This window comes from Dyadobacter ginsengisoli DSM 21015, from assembly GCF_059568735.1.
The window spans coordinates 120,047-138,309 of record NZ_JCANTY010000011.1 but is presented as its reverse complement, the minus strand read 5'-3'; the positions used below and the strand labels follow the sequence as shown (position 1 = coordinate 138,309).

The following is an 18,263-nucleotide window of genomic DNA, read 5'->3' as shown; positions in this document are numbered from 1 at the left end:
GAAGTTCCTACTCTTAACCCTTTTGACCTTGGAAACGGTTTCTAATACCCGCGCGCAACCTGCCGATAACTTGTACAAATCGGTTCTGTTTACACCCGTTTATAGCTTTACTTCGGGAGCGGAGGGGCCAGCGGTGGACAGGAATGGTACGCTTTATGCCGTCAATTTTGAAAAACAGGGGACGATCGGGCAGGTAACTCCGGCGGGGAAGGGCAATATTTTTATAGAACTGCCGGGCGGGAGTGTAGGCAATGGTATTCGCTTTCATAGCGATGGGCGCATGTTTATCGCAGATTATAAAAACCACAATATCCTGCAAGTGGAGATGGTGACCCGCGAGGTGAGCGTTTTTGCGCACGAGCCCAAAATGAACCAACCCAATGATATAGCAATCGACGACCAAAACCGGCTCTATGCCAGCGACCCCAATTGGGCGAACGGCACCGGTAACATCTGGTGCATTGAAGAGGGGAAGATAACGCTTCTGGAAGCCAATACCGGCACGACCAACGGCATTGAGGTGAGTCCGGATAACAGGACTTTGTACGTGAATGAAAGCGTTCAGCGGAAGGTATGGGCCTATGATCTGGCCGACGGCCGCATCAGCAACAAGCGGCTGTTGATCGAATTTGAAGACTTTGGGATGGACGGAATGCGATGTGATTCGCGGGGGAACCTCTACATCACCAGACACGGGAAGGGTACCGTCGCCAAAGTGTCACCAGCTGGAAAAGTACTGCTTGAAGTGACGGTCGGCGGCAAGCAACCGAGCAACCTTGCCTTTGGCGGCGAAGACGGCCGCACTGTGTATGTGACATTGCAGGACACCGGGAATGTGGAAAAATTTCGGGTCGAAGATCCGGGCCGTGAATGGAAAATGCTGAAAAAATGAGCAAAAATATACTTTACAAAGTCGCTCTTGCCATTTCATTGGTCTGCATGCTGATCACCGCCTGGATGATCTTCAAAGGCAGGATACCTTCCGCCGGGCCTTTTTTTATCACTTTTCTGATAGCCTTGTCGATCAGTTTCCGGGGCATCCCGCTTCTGAAGGGCCTGGCTTTTACCGTGTTTATACTGGGCGTTTCCACCACCGCTCTATACTACCCGACATTGTTTACCCGTGTCAACGGCTTCGAGCTCGCCGTGTTGATTACCCCGCTGGTACAGCTCATCATGTTCGGGACCGGCTCTTCAATGGGCATCAAGGACTTTATTGAACTTTCGAAATCGCCGAAATCAGTGATTATCGGTGTGCTTGCCCAGTATATCATCATGCCGTCGCTGGGCTTTTTGCTTGCCAAGGTTACCGATTTCCCCACAGGGATTTCGGCGGGTATTGTCCTGCTGGGGTGCGCGCCCACGTCGGTGACGGCGAGCCTGTTTGCCTACCTTGCCAAAGCCAACGTTGCCCTGGCGATCACCGTCACCTCGCTCACCACCCTGCTGGCGCCACTGCTGATTCCTTTGCTGATGAAACTTTTGGCCGACGGGTTCATTGAAATCGACGTGTTCGGGATGATGTGGGGAATGATCAAAATGGTGCTTTTACCGATTGGTGCCGGACTATTGTTTAACAAGCTGCTCAGCGGACGCGCCAAATGGCTCGATGCCGGAATGCCTTATGTATCCATGTTCGGCGTCGCGCTGATCGTGGCGATTATCATGGCTGCCGGGCGCGACAGCGTGCTCAATATCGGTTTCACGCTGCTACTGGTCGTGCTCGCGCACAATCTGCTGGGCTATTTTTTCGGATACCTGGCCGCGAGGTTGTGCCGCCTCAACGAACGCGACGCGCGCACCATCGCCATTGCCACCGGCATGCAGAATGCGGGACTCGTTTCGGGAATTGCGAAGGTGATGGGCAAAATCGGCACAGTGGGACTCGCATCGGCAATCTGCGGGCCGCTCATGGGGTTGACCGCCTCGGTGCTCGCCTCGTACTGGAGCGGGCATGCAGCAAGAGAAATGGCCGAAAAAGAGCAGACTATCTGATTTTTAGTGAAGCTTCTGTCGGAAGCCATATTAACCGTTTTTGTTATGCCAAAAAGAATAGCCCTGCTGGGAATTTACCACGAATCGAACACCTTCGCCGAGGACCCGACGACGCTGACTGACTTTCAAAAAGGGCACTCCCTGCTCGGACCGGATATTCGCAATGAGTATCAGCATGCGCATCACGAAGTAGGAGGCATGATCGAAGTCATTGATAAGGCCGGTATGGAGCTGGTACCCGTGGTGTTTTCGGAAGCCACGCCGGGAGGGACTGTTTCCAGCGAGACTTACGCATTTCTGCAAACGCAAATGCTTACTTTGCTAGAAAATGTGTTGCCGGTGGACGGCGTGCTGGTTGTACCGCACGGTGCCGGTGTCAGCGAAGATTTTCCCGACATGGATGGTCACTGGATCAGCGCTGTAAGGAACCGGGTGGGGGCGGATGTTCCGATTGTGGGTTCACTCGATCTGCACGCCAACGTCAGCCAGTTGATGGCTGCTTCTGCAAATGCATTTGTATCCTATAAGAAGAACCCTCACATAGATCAGCGGCAGACCGGGAGGGCGGCAGCGGAAATTCTGGTCGGTATGCTGGAAGGGAAAACCAGGCCCCAACAAGTCCTTGTACAGATACCGCTTGCGATCAGTATCGAGCAGCAGTTTACCAGCAACGAACCGTGTAAAAGCCTCTACGCCCTTGCTCACGAACTTTCTCAAGCGGAAGGTATTTTGTCGGTTAGCATTCTTCTTGGATTCCCGTATGCCGATGTCGTTGAAATGGGGACTTCGCTGGTCATAGTCTCCGACAACGATCCCGAACTGGCTTTGCGTACGGGAAAGCAACTGGAAGCCTACATACTTGCCAATCGGGCGCTTTTTGTAGGGACAAAAAACGACATTCCATCAACCATCCGTATGGTCGCCGACAGGGAGAAGCCCGTTCTGCTGCTTGATATGGGCGATAATATCGGTGGAGGCAGTCCAGGCAACAATGTTTGCCTGCTCGAAGGCCTCGAGGTGGATGGTACACTTCGGTACTTCGTGTGTATCCATGATCCTGCGGCCGTGCAGCTTGCATCGGGTTTCCGGCCCGGTGATACTTTCAATTTATCGATCAGAGGGACAACTCCGGACGGGCTGAAAGATCTGGAATATGTGGTTACCCTGTTAATGCTCTCTGATGGCGATTTTAAAGAGGAAAATCCACGGCATGGCGGGCAACTCAATTATTCCATGGGTAAGACAGTGGTGGTGGCGCGGCCCGACGGCAGCGTAATCATGCTTACTTCGCGAAGGGTGCCGCCTTTCAGCCTCGGTCAGCTTACCTCCTGTAACGTCGATCCCCGCTCATTCGACGTGATCGTCGCCAAAGGCGTAATTGCACCGATCGCAGCGTACGCGCCGGTTTGTCCCTCGATTATTCAGGTTAATAGCCCCGGCGTTACCCAGGCGGATATGACGATGTTTACCTATAAAAACCGCCGTAAACCGCTTTTTCCTTTTGAAGACCCTGATACTATTCCTATTCCCTTAAATAACTTTTGAAAATGAATAAGCTGTCTGTTTTTGTGCTGATCGTGTCCATTTTGCTGGTCGGCGCTGTACGCGCCCAGGTCAAAAGCAACGATCCCGAGTCCCGTCTGAAGGAGATGGGCATCACATTGAAAAAGCCTGGCAAGCCGACTGCCAATTTCCTGCTCGCAGTGCGCGTCGGCAACCTGGTTTACCTTTCCGGCCATGGGCCGGTTAAGGAGGATGGCGAATATATGAAAGGGAAAGTGGGTGATCAGATCAATTTTGAGCAGGCGCAGGAAGCCGCAAGGCTGACTGGAATTTCTCTTCTATCGGCCCTGAAAGCCGAGATCGGTGATCTCAGCAAGGTGAAGAGACTGGTAAAAGTGCTTGGGATGGTGAATGCAGTCCCGACGTTCGACCGGCATTCTCAGGTGATCAATGGCTTTTCGGATCTGATGGTGGCTGTTTTCGGTGAAAATGGCAAGCATGCACGTTCGGCAATCGGCGTGGGTTCGTTGCCGATGGGTATCCCGGTCGAAATAGAAATGATTGTAGAACTGAAAGAATAATGGGTCCGATGATGAAATTGAAAGAAAAATCTACCCTGAAAAACATCATGCTGTTTGGCCTCGTGGGCGCATGGGTATTGGGGAACATGCATGACGCTACGGCCCAGGTGGCGAAGAACAATCTCCGGCCGGCCTCTTTGGGCAAGATTGGCATGGTCGCTTCGGCCAATCCGCTGGCGAGCCTTGCAGGACAGAAAATCCTGATCAAAGGGGGCAATGCCATCGACGCTATTGTAGCAACCGCGGCGTCGCTCAACGCGGTAGAACCTTACATGTCCGGAACAGCGGGGGTAGGCTATATGCTTTTTTATTCTGCCAAAGATAAAAAAGTGAGGTCGCTCGTTTTCGGAGGCTGGGTTCCCGCGAATTTCGATCCGAAAGCGATGAAGACCGATGCTAAACTGGCTGATGGCGCCGGGCACGGCGGAATGGAGACGATCGGGCCGCGGACGCCTGCGGTCCCCGGGAATCTGGCAGGGTGGGAGCGTGCGCTCAAAGATTACGGGACCATGTCTCTTGGGGAAGTCTTTGAAAGTACAATTGATTACCTCGAAAATGGAGTTCCCATCACCGAATTCGACCAGGCAATGTGGGAAGGTACCATCGACCGCATCGCTCCACATCCGGAAGCCGCCGCGATTTTCTTGAAACCGGATAAGTCGATATACAAGATCGGAGATTTTTTTACCAATAAGCCACTCGCTAAAACCATGCGGCGGATAGCGAAGGAAGGGATCGATGTTTTTTACAAAGGCGAGATCGCACGGGAAATGGCCGCTGCATTTAAGCGTGACGGTGGGTTTATTACCGTGGAGGACCTTGCGTCTGTGCCTGGTAAGGTGCAGTGGGCGGAGCCTATTTCCGTCAAATACCATGATTATACCGTGTACAATAACCCACCTCCCGGGATGGGAATCCAGCAGTTGCAAGTTTTGAAGATCATGGAGGGGTTTGATGTCAGGAAAATGGGACACAACAGCACCGAATACCTCGCGCACCTGATGGAGGCGATCTACCTCAGCCGCATCGACACGGACAAATATATAGGCGATCCGAAATTCGTAGATGTACCCGTAGCCAGGCTGTTGTCGGACAGCTACATCGCTGGGCAAAGGACGAAGGTAGTAGCCCGTATCAACGATCGGAAAGCGAATATGAAAAAGCAGTCGTTGCTCGAACGGTTACCCGCCCCCTTCGAAAATTCGGTTCCCGACCAATATAAATATGCTACAACCAGTTTGTCGGCAACCGACCGATGGGGAAATGCGGTGGTGATCATCCAAACGCATGGCGGCGGTTTCGGGTCGGGGTATGTGGCCGGCAAAACGGGGGTGGTTTTCAACAGTGCGCTCGATTGGATGACGTTGACACCTGGGCAGGCCAATACCGTGGCTCCGGGAAAGGCAGTAGGCTGGTGCATCGGAGGCATGATGCAATTTCACAGGAACGGCAAACCGGAACTGATAGTCGGGTCGCCCGGCAGCTTCGGTATTCTGCAATCCGTACCGCAGGTAGCTATGAATGTAGTTGACTTTGGCATGAATATCCAGGATGCGATCAGTGCACCCCGGTTCCGCTGGAAGGACGAACTGGGCTCTGTGCCCGCGAAGGAGCTGATTATCGAAACCAGAATATTGGATAAGACATTGCAGGAACTCAAAAACATGGGCTACGTGCTTGATACCAGTCTGGGTGAATGGTCCATGACCGTCGGTGGTGCACAAGGCATCACGATCGACCACCAGACCGGCTGGTTCATGGGCGGGGCCGACCCGAGGAGAAATGGATATTCCATTGGCTGGTAACTTTTCCCGATCACTTTATCATGAAAAAAGAAGCGACTACCCCAAGGCGGCAGTTCCTTAAAAAAACGGCCGGTGCTGCTGCGAGCTTTTCGATGCTGTCCGCAGTTTTTCCCAACGGTTTTGTCAACCTGACCGGCCCGGTGATTTCCTCCGAAAAAGGAAAACCCTCATCCAATGCATTGAAGCGCGTTGCCGTTGTTGCGAACATCTACCGTAACAGCGCTCATGCGGATGTTATTATTACCAAGCTGTTTGCAGGCATTCCGACCGACGACGGCATGGTGGCCCCGCGAGTCCAGATCGTGTCCATGTGGATTGACCAGATCGGAGCGAATGACACGGGGGTAAGGATTGCCAAAATGAATAATGTGCCAATGTACCCTACCATTGCCCAGGCATTGACGCTCGGGGGAGATAAGCTGGCTGTGGATGCGGTGATCTACATCGGAGAACATGGCGAGTATCCGTACAGCCGCAATGGTGTGAAAATGTATCCCCGTATGAATTATCTCGAACAGGTTTTTCGCGTTTTCGATGCTTCCAACCGGTCGGTGCCGCTTTTTTCCGATAAACACCTGGCTTATTCGTGGCTGGACAGCAAATGGGTTTACGACCGTGCCCAGGAACTTAAGGCGCCTATGATGGCAGGATCGTCACTTCCATATTGCTGGCGTGATCCGATGCTGGTGCACCCACTGGGGACCAGGATCAGCGAAGCGGTGGCGATCGGATACGCTTCCCTGGATGCATACGGTTTCCATGTACTGGAAATTCTGCAATGCATGGTTGAACGCCGCGCGGGTGGCGAGACCGGCGTGGCCAGTGTGCAGGGCCTTACCGGTGATGCGGTGTGGCGGGTCATTGATGCGGGAAAAATCTCTAAAGACCTCGTAGAAGCGGCATGCAACAGTATAAAGGGGCGAGCGACGGGGAATATGCGTGAAATCGTAAAAGACCCGAAGGCGATCTTGATCCGGTACAACGACGGATTGAAAGGGGCAATCCTGATGCTTGATGAGCTAGTTAACACCGGCTGGGCGTACGCGGCCCGAACAAACGGCAGGATAGCGGCCACGGAGTTTGTACTCGACAATAGCATGAGCTACTCGCATTTCAGTTATCTTACATTAAACATTCAGCAGTTTCTGGTATCGGGCAAGCCACAGGGGCCGGTAGAGCGGACGTTGCTCACTAGCGGGATTATCGACATGGGAATCAGGTCGGTGGTTGATGGGGGCAAAGAGTGGAAAACGCCTTTTTTGAACGTGAAATATTCTGCGACAGGCTACGAACCGATCATACCTTCGGCTCCAAGGCCGACCGGGCAGAGCATTGGCCCATGGCCGCCAAAAGGATACGAATTCATTATTCCGGATAAGTTTAAAAAGCAGTAGAATCGCTAAAACGAAAACATATGCATCGTCGGGATTTGTTGAAAAGATTGTCTGTGCTTCCGGTCGCGGGCGTAGCGCCCGGGCAGATGCTTGCTGCCGAAACGGCGGCTTCACCACAAAAGCGCGACCTGTTTAAGGAGCTGGGTCTGCGTACATTCATCAACGCAGCCGGAAATTATACCTCCATGACCGCGTCGCTTATGCCGCAGGAAGTGCTCGAGGCGATCCAGGCCGGGGCTGGGGAGTATGTGATGCTGGAAGATGTGCAGGATAAGGTCGGGGAGAAGATCGCGGCGATTTGCCACGCGGAGGCTGCGATGGTGACGGCTGGCTGCTGGTCTGCGCTGGTGCTGGGGATGGCTGGCGTGCTGACGGGAATGGACCCTAAAAAAGTGGCACAACTGCCCTTTCTGGAAGATACCGGCATGAAATCGGAGGTGATCGTGCAGAAGACGCACGCGAATGGCTACCACCTCGCACTCACCAATGCCGGCGTGAAGATCGTCACGGTGGAGACGCGTGAGGAAGTCGAAAAGGCTATTAGTGAGAAAACCGCGCTGCTTTGGTTCCTGAACAGGGAAGCGCCGGTCGGTAAAATCAACCATGAAGAATGGCTGGATATCGCCCGAAAGCATAACCTGCCGACGATGATTGACATCGCAGCCGACGTGCCGCCGGTCGAAAACCTCTGGAAGTACAATGATATGGGCTTCGACCTGGTGTGCATTTCTGGTGGAAAAGCTATGCGCGGTCCCCAGAGTGCCGGGATTTTGATGGGAAAAAAAGCGCTTATCGCCGCTGCCCGCCTCAGTGCGCCGCCGCGGAGTGGCGTCGGCCGAGGGCAAAAGGTGAACAAAGAGGAAATCCTGGGCATGTACGTCGCATTGGAAAAATACGTGAAGCACGATCACGCCAAAGAGTGGAAAATATGGGAAGAGAAAATAGCATTGATTGATAACGCTGTTAAAGGAATTAATGGCGTAAGAACGGAGGTTGTGTTGCCACCCGTTGCCAATCACACACCTTCGTTGAGTATCACCTGGGATGACAAAAAGATCAAGTTAACAAAGGAGACGATGGGAGAGAAGCTCAGAAAAGGGACGCCGTCCATAGAAGTGATCGCATGGGAAGCCGACAATAATATCAGGCTGACGGTTTTTATGCTAAAACCAGGCCAGGAAAAAGTCGTCGCAGAGCGGATCAAAGCGGAGCTCGTCCAGGCATCAGTATGATACAAAATATGAACAGTTTCCCTTCCCGACCCATGAACAATATCAGGCTTTTTATATTACTGCTCCTATCGGTGCCGGTTGCATTGCGTGCGCAGACTTATGACATCATCATTAAAGGCGGTCATGTGATCGACCCGAAAAACGGAATCAACGCCGTGATGGATGTAGCGATCCGGGGAGATAAAATTGGAAAAATTGCCAAAAATATTCCCGAAGCAGAGGGTAAACAAGTGATTGACGCGGTCGGACTGTACGTTACCCCGGGCCTTATCGATATGCACGGCCATGTTTTCGCGGGTACAACACCTGATGGTGACCTGAGTAATGGGTTCAGTTCGCTTCCGCCAGATGGTTTTACTTTCCGCGTCGGTGTCACAACGATCGTTGACGCCGGCGGGGCAGGAGCAAAATCATTCCCTGAGTTCAAGAGGAATATTATCGACCGTTCGCAAACGCGCGTGCTGGCGTTTGTCAATATTTCGAGCGAAGGGATGCGTGGTGACGAACATTCCGTTTATCAGCAAGACGTAAAGTTTATGGACCCGCAGCTGGTGGCCAATGCCGCCCGCGAATACAAGGATTACATTGTAGGTGTGAAGGTTGCCCACTTTCACAAGTCCGATTTTATCGCAGTCGACCGTGCACTGGAAGCCGGAAAGCTGGCGAACATTCCGGTAATGGTCGATTTCGGCGGCAGTAAACCCAGATTGTCGATCGAGGACCTGTTTATGAAGAGACTGCGTCCAGGCGATATTTTTACCCATACCTACGGCCAGATACTGGAAACAAAAGAGTCGATCGTGGATATTGAAACTGGTAAACTGAAACCGTTTGTCGTTGAAGCCCGCAAACGCGGTGTGATTTTCGATGTCGGCCATGGAGGCGGAAGCTTTACTTATTCGCAAGCGCTGCCCGCGACAAGGGCCGGTTTTTACCCTGAAACAATCAGTACAGACCTGCATACCGGCAGCATGAACGGTGCCATGAAAGACATGCTCAATGTGATGTCCAAATTCATGGCGTTGAAGATGGATCTCGTGAGTGTAATCACCGCCAGTACCTGGGCCCCGGCCCGTGCGATCAAACGTGAGGAACTCGGCCACATTTCCGAAGAAGCCAACGCGGATGTGGCTATTCTGAATCTCCGCAAAGGCAGGTTCGGCTTCTATGACGTGGCCCGTTACAAGACGGAAGGCTCCGAGAAACTGGAATGCGAATTGACGATCAAGGCCGGAAAGATCGTATATGACCTCAACGCCCGCGCTATTCCGCTGCCTCCGAAGCGATGAACGTGTTACCTCGTAGTAATTTATTCCTAAATGCATGATTATCAGAATGAAATGTTTTTTTCGGATCCCGGTAAGAATTCGTTCAAAAGTCAGGCCTTTGGCGGTCGTTGTGGTAGCGTTGTCGCTGGGTGCCGGTTTTGCGGGGTTTCAGGTTACCGACAAACTGCCCAAAGGCGATCCCGATAATGGTGGCCTCGTCCTGCCAGGGGGCTTTGAGGCCGTAGTCGTGGCGGATAGTATCGGCCCCGCCAGGCACCTGGCAGTCAACCATAACGGCGACATCTACGTCAAACTGAGAAGCGTAGGGCCTAATGGCGGGAGTGTCGCCCTGCGCGACACCGACGACGACGGCAAGGCGAATATCGTTCAGTATTTTGGAGACTACGATGACCCGGGCAGTTACGGCACTGCCATGCGCATTTACGATGATTACATTTATTACAGTACAGCGGGAGTTGTTTTCCGGAATAAGCTGACCCCCGGCAAGCTTATTCCGGAAAGTAAGGCGGAGGTGATCCTGACCGATGATTATAAAAACAAGGTGCATGGTTCAGAGCATATCGCTAAACCCATCACATTTGACAATCAAGGGCATATGTATGTGCCTTTTGGTGCGCCCGGCGATGTGTGCCAGGCTCAGAACCGTGTGCCCGGATTGCGGGGGCAGGACCCATGCCCTCAGCTGGAAGAACATGGGGGAGTATGGCAGTTTGATGCGAACAAAACTGGCCAGTTGCAGTCTGATGGCAAAAGGTACGCCACAGGTATCCGTAGCATTGTGGCCATGGACTGGAATAAATCCGACAATACCCTTTATGCCTTGCAGCACGGTCGTGATAACCTGGTACGTACCTGGCCGGAACTTTATAACGCCTGGCAAAGCGCGGTGTTGCCGTCCGAAGAATTTCTTCGCGTGAAGGAAGGTGCCAATGCGGGCTGGCCGTATTACTATTACGACCATATGAAGGGCAAAAAACTACTGAATCCGGAGTATGGCGGCGACGGCAAAAAAGAAGGGAAAGGAGCTGAATTCGAACAGCCGATTATAGGTTTCCCGGGTCATTGGGCGCCCAACGACCTGCATTTCTACCAGGGAGATCAGTTCCCGGCACGGTACAAAAATGGCGCTTTCATTGCGTTCCACGGTTCTACTATCCGGGCGCCCTATCCGCAGGCCGGTTACTTCGTTTGTTTCGTTCCATTCAAAAATGGTGCACCTTCTGGCCCATGGGAGGTTTTTGCGGATGGTTTTGCCCGAACAGACACGATCATCAATACGGCCGATGCGAAGGCGCGCCCGATGGGAATCGCAATGGGGCCGGATGGTTCGCTGTACATCACCGAAAGTGTGAAAGGCAAGGTTTGGCGGGTCATGTATAAAGGTAACCCTAACAAATTCGGCCAGGCACAGCTCGCGGCAATGGAGAAGCGCAAGCAGCGTACCAATATCAAAGAGCCCGATATTGTAAAAGACAACTTCGAAAAGAAAATTCTGGCGGCGGGACAGCGAGCGTACAATCTGTATTGCGGTGCCTGCCACCAGGGCGACGGCAAGGGCGACGGAAGCCGTTTTCCACCCCTGGCCGGATCAGAGCGCGTGCTGGGCGACAAGCGTAAGTTGATTGAGGTGGTACTCAAGGGACTGAGTGGGCCACTGACGGTCAAAGGGGTGGTATACAACGGGGTAATGCCTGCACACGATTTCCTGAAAAATGAGGAGATCGCCCAGATATTAACGTATATCCGTGCAAGTTTCGGTAACAAGGCCAGCAGCGTCGGAGTTGGCGAGGTATTAAAGGTCAAGAGCATGCAGTAGCCATCATAAGCACCATAGGGAAAGAGTCTCCGGAAATGTGAATCCGGGGACTCTTTTTCTTTATCGCCAAGCAGTTTTGACTTTATCCCAACGGTCCGCTCCCGGTCGTCCGCAGTGCGCTTGTTGGGAAGGGCACGGACACCCAAGTATACCGTGAGTTTCAAATTTGAAGAATAGTAGGACAATAGCATAAAATAGTATCAGCTTTTGGTATTGATAAACTTTAATATTGTGATTGATGGAATTCTCGAAACAATGTATCGTTCAGGTAAACAAAAGTGTGATTATGTTTGGATATTCTTTACTAGGCTCATTCAGATGGATGAATTGTACTTTTAGGAACCGGGCCTGTGCCGTGCAGCGGCTGGCAGCCGTATCCCGGCGGTCCCGGATCTTGCTTGTTTTGATGTTGCTCGCAGCCGGCGTGATTTCTAAGGCTTTGGGGCAGGAATTGAAAGTAAGCGGCAAAGTGTCAGACGACAAAGGGGCGCCGCTCCCGGGCGTGAATGTGCTCATCAAGGGGGCAACCAAAGGGACTTCGACGGATACCGAAGGCGCTTATAGCTTGTCTGTACCATCCGCATCCGAGTCATTGGTCTTTTCTTTCATCGGGTATGCTTCCCAGGAAGTTGCCGTGGCCGGGAAGTCGGTCATCAACGTCACTCTTAGGGAAGACGCCACCCAGCTCGGCGAGGTGGTAGTGACCGCCCTGGGGATCGAACGAAGCGCTAAAACGCTCACTTACGCGACCCAGCAGCTATCGGGCAAGCAGTTAACGGATGTTCGTGACGCAAACTTTGTCAATACGCTGACGGGTAAAGTGGCAGGTATCGTGGTGACGCAGGGCTCGTCGGGTCCGGGTTCGGCTACCCGCGTAACGCTGAGAGGTAACCGCTCGATAGGGGGAAATAACAATGCGTTGTTCGTTGTGGACGGCGTGCCAATCGACAACTCGGTAAGAAGCCAGGTAAGCTCAGATTTCGGGGGGGTGAACCGCAGCGATGGCGCGGCCAACATCAACCCCGACGATATCGAATCGATGAATGTGTTGAAAGGCCCCGCCGCGTCGGCCCTTTATGGCAGCCGGGCGGCGAACGGGGTTATCATGATCACTACCAAAAAAGGGAAAGCGGGCAAGATCAGCACCGACATCAACTCGGGAGTCTCGATAGAATCACCTCTGCTGCTGCCCAGCCTGCAGAACACTTACGGGCAGGGTGCCGGCGGCAAATCCAGTGAAAATGCTTCGGGAAGCTGGGGGGCAAAAGCGACGACGTATCCGGACAATATCAGGAATTTTTACCGGAACGGGGTGTCGACGAACAACTCGGTGGGGTTATCGGGAGGAAGTGAAAATATTCAGACTTATATGTCGTACACCTACAACAAAAACCAGGGTCTTATCCCCAACAACGACCTGCAACGGCATACCCTCAATCTGCGGATCAGTGCCAACCTGACTAAAAAGCTGAGTGTGGACGGCAAGGTAACCTACATCAATCAGGACATTAAGAACAAACCCTATTCCGGCGAGAACAGCGGTCCAATCATGAACTTGCTCAAAACGCCGAGAAGTGTAGACCTGAATGCGTACAAAGTATATGAGACCGAGGCCGGGACGCCCACGTACTGGACCAGCTCGGGTATCTACATGAATCCTTACTGGACGCTGAACAAAACTTTTGGCCGTGAGAAGCGGGACCGCTCCATTATTCTCGGGTCAGCCAAATACGAGATCGCCCAATGGCTGAATGTACAGGGCAGGATCAGCTACGATACCTACGTGGATGAGTACGAGCGTGGCTATTCACACAATACGCTCCTGTATGCGGCTGCCGGCGGAAACTATGAGAATTTCGACGGGAAAACGCTGGAACGCAATATGGACCTGATTTTCTCCGGGAACCACAAGATCGGCGAGAAATCGGGCCTGACTTACAATTTCGGGGCCGGTTCTACCTATAATAAATATTCGGAAGTGGGTGGTTTGGCGACAGGTCTCTCCGTAATCAACAAATTCGACCTGTCATTCGCCACCAACCTTACCAAGGTTTCTGCCTTCTCGGAAAAAGAGCTGCAGTATGTTTTCGGTTCGGCATCATTTTCTTTCAAAGACTACCTGACGTTCGATGCGTCTGTTCGCAACGACTGGTCGTCTACACTTCCTAACCCATATTCCTACACTTATTACTCGCTGGGAGGAAACTTTGTCCTGTCGGACGCAGTTACCCTGCCGGCCTGGATCAGTTTCGCAAAAGTCCGCGGGTCTTGGGCGCAGGTAGGTAACGATACGAGCCCTTATCAGCTGGATCCTTTTTATGCCTTTACCGCCGGTGGTAGCATTGGCTACATTTCGCGCAATACCACCCTGCCCAATGCCAACCTGAAACCGGAAATTTCGTCGGCAACAGAATTCGGGATTGATTTCAGGGTATTGAACGGGAAGCTCGGCCTGGATGTGACCTACTACAATAGCAATACCGTCAACCAGATCCTGTCGCTTCCGCTCGCTGCGCCGTCGGGGTATAACACGCAGGTGATCAATGCGGGCAAGGTCAATAACAAAGGTGTAGAGATCATCCTGTCGGCCAGCCCTTTAAAAGGCGGCAAGTTTTCCTGGGAGACGAGCGTGAACTTTGCCCGCAACATCAATAAGGTGGTTTACCTGCATGAAAGCATTAAAAAAGTGAGTTTGGGCAGCGGTATCCGCTCAGCTTCGCCGGTGGTTACCGAAGGCGGTTCGTTCGGGGACATGGAAGCAAACACCTGGCTGAGAGATGCGCAGGGTCGATACGTTGTCACCGCTGCGGGTGTACCTGCCGTGGGGCCGATCTCGGTGATCGGGAACTATAATCCGAAATTTACTCTGGGCTGGAACAATACATTTAACTATAAGAATTTTGTATTCTCCTTTCTGGTGGACGGTCGGGTAGGGGGTGTGGTTACTTCCGGTACCGAGGCGAACCTTGCTTTCGACGGCAACGCCGACTATACCGAACAATACCGCGAGGGCGGATGGGTGTTGCCGGCTGTAAAAGCCGATGGTGCGGCCAACGCGACAGCCATCAGTGCGGAGACCTTCTGGCAGACCGTCTCGCAGGGCCGTTATTCGTGGGGTGAGTTCTTTACCTACTCAGCTACTAATTTCCGCTTGCGGGAACTTACACTGGGTTACAAAATCCCGTTTGCTACCGGCTTTTTCTTCAAGAATGCCCGGTTGTCCTTCACTGCCCGTAACCTTTTATTCCTGTACAGAGGCAACGCGACGCTGGATATTCCAGGTCTGGCCAAACGCAAGCTGCCGTTTGATCCCGACATGAACCTGGGGGCAGGCAACTTCCAGGGGCTCGATTACGGTAACCTCCCTTCGTCCAGAACCGTCGGATTAAACCTTAAACTCAGTTTTTAACAGAGGGGCCCTTTGTATTTTAAATTTTGAAATATCATGAGAAGAAATATAGAACTGAAATTAAGGAAAGTCCTCGGTGTGGCTTCAATTGGGTTTGTGGGTGTGTTCGCCGCAGCCTGTACCGACGACTTCGAAACAATGAACAAGAGCAAAACTGCACTCGTGGAGTTGACGCCGGCTGAGTATCCGAAGCTATTCTCCCAGGCGTTGTCCCAGGGGTCTTACCATCCCTCGTACCAGACAGCCACCAACCTTTTTGCAGATCTTTACGCCCAGTATTTCGCGACAACTACCGCCAACTTTCAGTCGGACAGGTATTTTACCAATATGTCGTGGATCAATTCGCACTGGAACCCGATCTACATTCAGGTGGTGCCCCAGCTGAGGACTTTGTTTGAAAACTCCGATCCGAACAGCGCTGAATATTCCCTGGCAAGTATCTGGTGGGTATTTTCATTTCACCGCGTCACCGATTATTACGGACCGATCCCCTATTTCGATGCGGGTATCCCTGCACAAAGTGTCAAGTATGACGCGCAAGATGTGATCTACGACGATTTTTTCAAGCGTCTCGACGCCGCCGTGACGATCCTGAAGGGTAAAACGGCCGAGAAACCTTTCGGGGCGGGGGATATCATTTACTCCGGCGACGTGAACAAATGGATCAAATTTGCAAATACCCTGCGGTTGCGCCTCGCGTTGCGTATTTCAAAAGTAGACCCCGCCCGGGCGAAGAAGGAAGCGGAGGCTGCGGTAGCAGGAGGTGTGTTGACCAGCGCCACCGAAGACGCTATGATGGTACGGACAGCGGTGAGCAGTGCAGATGCGAATGGCCTGTCAAGGATCGCGGCCTGGGGTGAATTCCGCATGAGCGCTACGATGGAGTCTATTCTGAAAGGATATAAAGATCCCCGTATGGAAGTGTTCTTCCAGCCGTCGTTCAGCACGAAAACATACGAGGGCCTGCGCAATGGTTTGAACCCTGCCCAGCTGATCGAGCCGCTGAATACCAATGACAACAACTCGAACATCGGTGCCAGATGGGTACGTAACACGGGTACCGGTTCTGGATGGGAAAACATTCTGGCTGTGAAAGCGGATATCATGCACGCGGGTGAGTCGTATTTCCTGAGATCGGAAGGGGCGCTCAACGGCTGGAACATGGGCGGCACGGCGAAGGAGCTGTACGAAGACGGTATCCGGCAGTCGATGGCTACCTGGGGGTACAGCGGTTCAGTGGTTGAAGCCTATATTAGCGGTACCACGCCGCCCATTGCCCCTGGCGATTCGCAAAATTCGCCGGCCGTCAGCAATATTCCGGTAAAATGGGGCGCAACAGAGGCAATCCAGCGCGAGCAGGTTGGCACCCAGAAATGGCTTGCGCTATACCCCGACGGCCTGGAAGCGTGGGCTGAATTCCGCCGATCGCTTTATCCGAAGCTTTATCATGTAGTCAACTCGGTAAACCCAGACGTTCCGGTTACGCAGTTTATCCGTAGGTTTCCTTTCATTGACAGTGAAAAACAAAACAATGCTGCCGCGGTAACCGCCGCCATGCAGCTCCTTAAAGGAGAAGACAAAGCGAGTACGCCGCTCTGGTGGGATAAAAATTAAGTGATGGAATGCACGTATATCCGGGGGCGACACCGCGTTGCCGCCGGGATATTCGCTTTTTGCTATTTTTGATAAAATCCGACGCAACCAACCGATCCCAATATGGCCAGAGCAAGATCCTATGTCTATCCGCTTACCATCATCGCTATCCTGTTCTTTGTTTTCGGCTTCATCACGTGGGTCAACGGCATCCTGATTCCATACTTCCAGATATGCCTGGAACTTACCAACTTCCAGTCGCTGTTGGTGGCATTTGCCTCTTATATTGCCTATTTCTTCATGGCAATACCCTCCGCATGGATCTTGAAACATACGGGTTACCGAAAGGGGATGGTGATCGGTTTGCTGGTCATGGCGGTGGGAACGGCAATGTTTATCCCGGCGGCGTATGCGCGTACCTATCTACTTTTTCTGGCTGGCTTGTTTGTGACCGGTACGGGCCTGGCGCTTCTGCAGACTGCCGCCAACCCTTATGTGGCGATCATCGGCCCCGTCGAAAGTACGGCGCAGCGGATCGGTTTCATGGGCGTGGCTAACAAGACAGCCGGAATATTAAGCCAGCGCATACTGGGTGCCATTTTCCTCTTGAATGCAGACACTGTTGTTGCCCGGATTTCCACCGCCGGCGCTGCGGAAAAGACCGTGATCCTGGATGAATACGTATTGAAGGTAGTGAATCCCTACCTGGTCATTACAGGAATACTTGCGCTGCTGGCGCTAATGGTATTTTTCTCAGGGCTTCCCGAAGCGCAGGAACGCCAGGAAGAGGTCCCGGGCCTGACCCAACAGGAGCAAGGTAAAACATCCGTATCCCAGTATCCATATCTCGTACTCGGCGTAATCGCGCTCCTAATGGCGGGGGGCTGCGAGGTGATCCCGATCGACGGTATTATTTTATACAGCCGTTCGCTGGGAATTTCCTTGCAAGAATCGAGGCATTTCGCAGAGTATACCCTGTATGCCATGCTGATTGGCTATGTGGCAAGTACGGTACTGATTCCCAAATGGTTTTCCCAGCAGGCCGCCTTGAAATATTGCGCGCTCGGGGGCATCGTGCTGGTGACAGCGGCGTACTTCACCACCGGTATTGTCTCCATTTATTGCCTCATTGGTACCGGTTTTGGAGCAGCAATGCTCTGGGGAACGATCTGGGGGCTGGCGATCCGCAATCTCGGCAAGTTCACCAAGATCGGGTCGGCGCTGTTGCTGATGTCGGTGATCGGCGGAGGTATTTTTCCACTGGTATTCGGAAGCCTGATCGACCTGTATCCCGCCACTCCGCAGGTTTCGCTGCTGGTGTTGGTTATCTGCTATGTGTATTTACTGTACTATGCCATGCGGGGCTTCAAAAAACTCGAATGGAGAAAGCGGGCTTCGGATCACTCCGTAACGCGAAGCATTTATGCTCCCAATAGCGAGACTCCAATTTAGCGGACGCAAAGCGAGCGTTGCAGTCGCCCGTCTTCATGGCAAGCATTATGCAACAAGTGTTCTTACATGAGCTAGCTGTACTATATGTAAATTTTTTATATATTCGGATCGTCAACTCTGAAAGCTATGTGACGTCATTGATCACCCTCGTCGTAAACGGCATTTCCGGCAACACGATCGTCTTTTTAAAGTAC

Annotated in this window: 12 protein-coding genes; all 12 read left to right on the top strand. The window is 52.5% G+C overall.

Annotated features, from left to right (window positions below; translation table 11 throughout):
- The first annotated feature begins 28 nt into the window (after window positions 1–28).
- Complete coding sequence (locus tag BP71_RS32920; RefSeq protein ID WP_496385895.1) at window positions 29–892, top strand: SMP-30/gluconolactonase/LRE family protein; 864 nt, start codon at window positions 29–31, stop codon at window positions 890–892.
- Window positions 889–1,995: a bile acid:sodium symporter family protein gene (locus BP71_RS32915; protein ID WP_496385893.1), complete on the top strand. Its 1,107-nt coding sequence runs from the start codon at window positions 889–891 to the stop codon at window positions 1,993–1,995. The genes BP71_RS32920 and BP71_RS32915 overlap by 4 nt, the downstream gene beginning before the upstream one ends.
- A 45-nt stretch (window positions 1,996–2,040) precedes the next feature.
- On the top strand, window positions 2,041–3,540 hold the full coding sequence (locus BP71_RS32910; protein WP_496385892.1) for a M81 family metallopeptidase: 1,500 nt from the start codon (window positions 2,041–2,043) through the stop codon (window positions 3,538–3,540).
- 2 nt (window positions 3,541–3,542) lie between these two features.
- A complete protein-coding gene (locus BP71_RS32905; RefSeq protein ID WP_496385891.1) occupies window positions 3,543–4,079 on the top strand; it encodes a RidA family protein in 537 nt (178 codons plus the stop codon).
- 11 nt (window positions 4,080–4,090) lie between these two features.
- Window positions 4,091–5,884 (top strand): gamma-glutamyltransferase, encoded by a 1,794-nt coding sequence (ggt, locus tag BP71_RS32900; protein ID WP_496385890.1) that lies wholly within the window; start codon window positions 4,091–4,093, stop codon window positions 5,882–5,884.
- A 20-nt stretch (window positions 5,885–5,904) separates the two neighbouring features.
- On the top strand, window positions 5,905–7,278 hold the full coding sequence (locus tag BP71_RS32895; RefSeq protein ID WP_496385888.1) for a hypothetical protein: 1,374 nt from the start codon (window positions 5,905–5,907) through the stop codon (window positions 7,276–7,278).
- Between the two features lie 20 nt (window positions 7,279–7,298).
- Window positions 7,299–8,510 carry a selenocysteine synthase gene (locus BP71_RS32890; protein ID WP_496385887.1) on the top strand — a complete coding sequence of 404 codons (1,212 nt, stop codon included), beginning with the start codon at window positions 7,299–7,301 and terminating at the stop codon, window positions 8,508–8,510.
- A gap of 8 nt (window positions 8,511–8,518) precedes the next feature.
- Complete coding sequence (locus BP71_RS32885) at window positions 8,519–9,799, top strand: amidohydrolase/deacetylase family metallohydrolase (protein ID WP_496385886.1); 1,281 nt, start codon at window positions 8,519–8,521, stop codon at window positions 9,797–9,799.
- A 46-nt stretch (window positions 9,800–9,845) separates the two neighbouring features.
- Window positions 9,846–11,615 (top strand): PQQ-dependent sugar dehydrogenase, encoded by a 1,770-nt coding sequence (locus BP71_RS32880; RefSeq protein WP_496385885.1) that lies wholly within the window; start codon window positions 9,846–9,848, stop codon window positions 11,613–11,615.
- 322 nt (window positions 11,616–11,937) lie between these two features.
- Window positions 11,938–15,024, top strand: a complete 3,087-nt coding sequence (locus BP71_RS32875) for a SusC/RagA family TonB-linked outer membrane protein (RefSeq protein ID WP_496385884.1) — start codon at window positions 11,938–11,940, stop codon at window positions 15,022–15,024.
- A gap of 36 nt (window positions 15,025–15,060) precedes the next feature.
- Window positions 15,061–16,638, top strand: coding sequence for a SusD/RagB family nutrient-binding outer membrane lipoprotein (locus BP71_RS32870; RefSeq protein WP_496385883.1), 1,578 nt, complete (start codon window positions 15,061–15,063; stop codon window positions 16,636–16,638).
- Between the two features lie 102 nt (window positions 16,639–16,740).
- Window positions 16,741–18,069: a sugar MFS transporter gene (locus BP71_RS32865; RefSeq protein WP_496385882.1), complete on the top strand. Its 1,329-nt coding sequence runs from the start codon at window positions 16,741–16,743 to the stop codon at window positions 18,067–18,069.
- The last annotated feature ends 194 nt before the right edge of the window (window positions 18,070–18,263 follow it).

Excerpts from the sequence above, each read along its gene's own strand:
- BP71_RS32870 (WP_496385883.1), top strand. The coding sequence starts at position 15,061 with ATGAGAAGAAATATAGAACTGAAATTAAGGAAAGTCCTCGGTGTGGCT.
- BP71_RS32895 (WP_496385888.1), top strand. The coding sequence starts at position 5,905 with ATGAAAAAAGAAGCGACTACCCCAAGGCGGCAGTTCCTTAAAAAAACG.
- BP71_RS32880 (WP_496385885.1), top strand. The coding sequence starts at position 9,846 with ATGAAATGTTTTTTTCGGATCCCGGTAAGAATTCGTTCAAAAGTCAGG.
- BP71_RS32875 (WP_496385884.1), top strand. The coding sequence starts at position 11,938 with ATGAATTGTACTTTTAGGAACCGGGCCTGTGCCGTGCAGCGGCTGGCA.
- BP71_RS32865 (WP_496385882.1), top strand. The coding sequence starts at position 16,741 with ATGGCCAGAGCAAGATCCTATGTCTATCCGCTTACCATCATCGCTATC.
- BP71_RS32905 (WP_496385891.1), top strand. The coding sequence starts at position 3,543 with ATGAATAAGCTGTCTGTTTTTGTGCTGATCGTGTCCATTTTGCTGGTC.
- BP71_RS32885 (WP_496385886.1), top strand. The coding sequence starts at position 8,519 with ATGAACAGTTTCCCTTCCCGACCCATGAACAATATCAGGCTTTTTATA.
- BP71_RS32890 (WP_496385887.1), top strand. The coding sequence starts at position 7,299 with ATGCATCGTCGGGATTTGTTGAAAAGATTGTCTGTGCTTCCGGTCGCG.
- BP71_RS32910 (WP_496385892.1), top strand. The coding sequence starts at position 2,041 with ATGCCAAAAAGAATAGCCCTGCTGGGAATTTACCACGAATCGAACACC.
- BP71_RS32915 (WP_496385893.1), top strand. The coding sequence starts at position 889 with ATGAGCAAAAATATACTTTACAAAGTCGCTCTTGCCATTTCATTGGTC.
- ggt (WP_496385890.1), top strand. The coding sequence starts at position 4,091 with ATGAAATTGAAAGAAAAATCTACCCTGAAAAACATCATGCTGTTTGGC.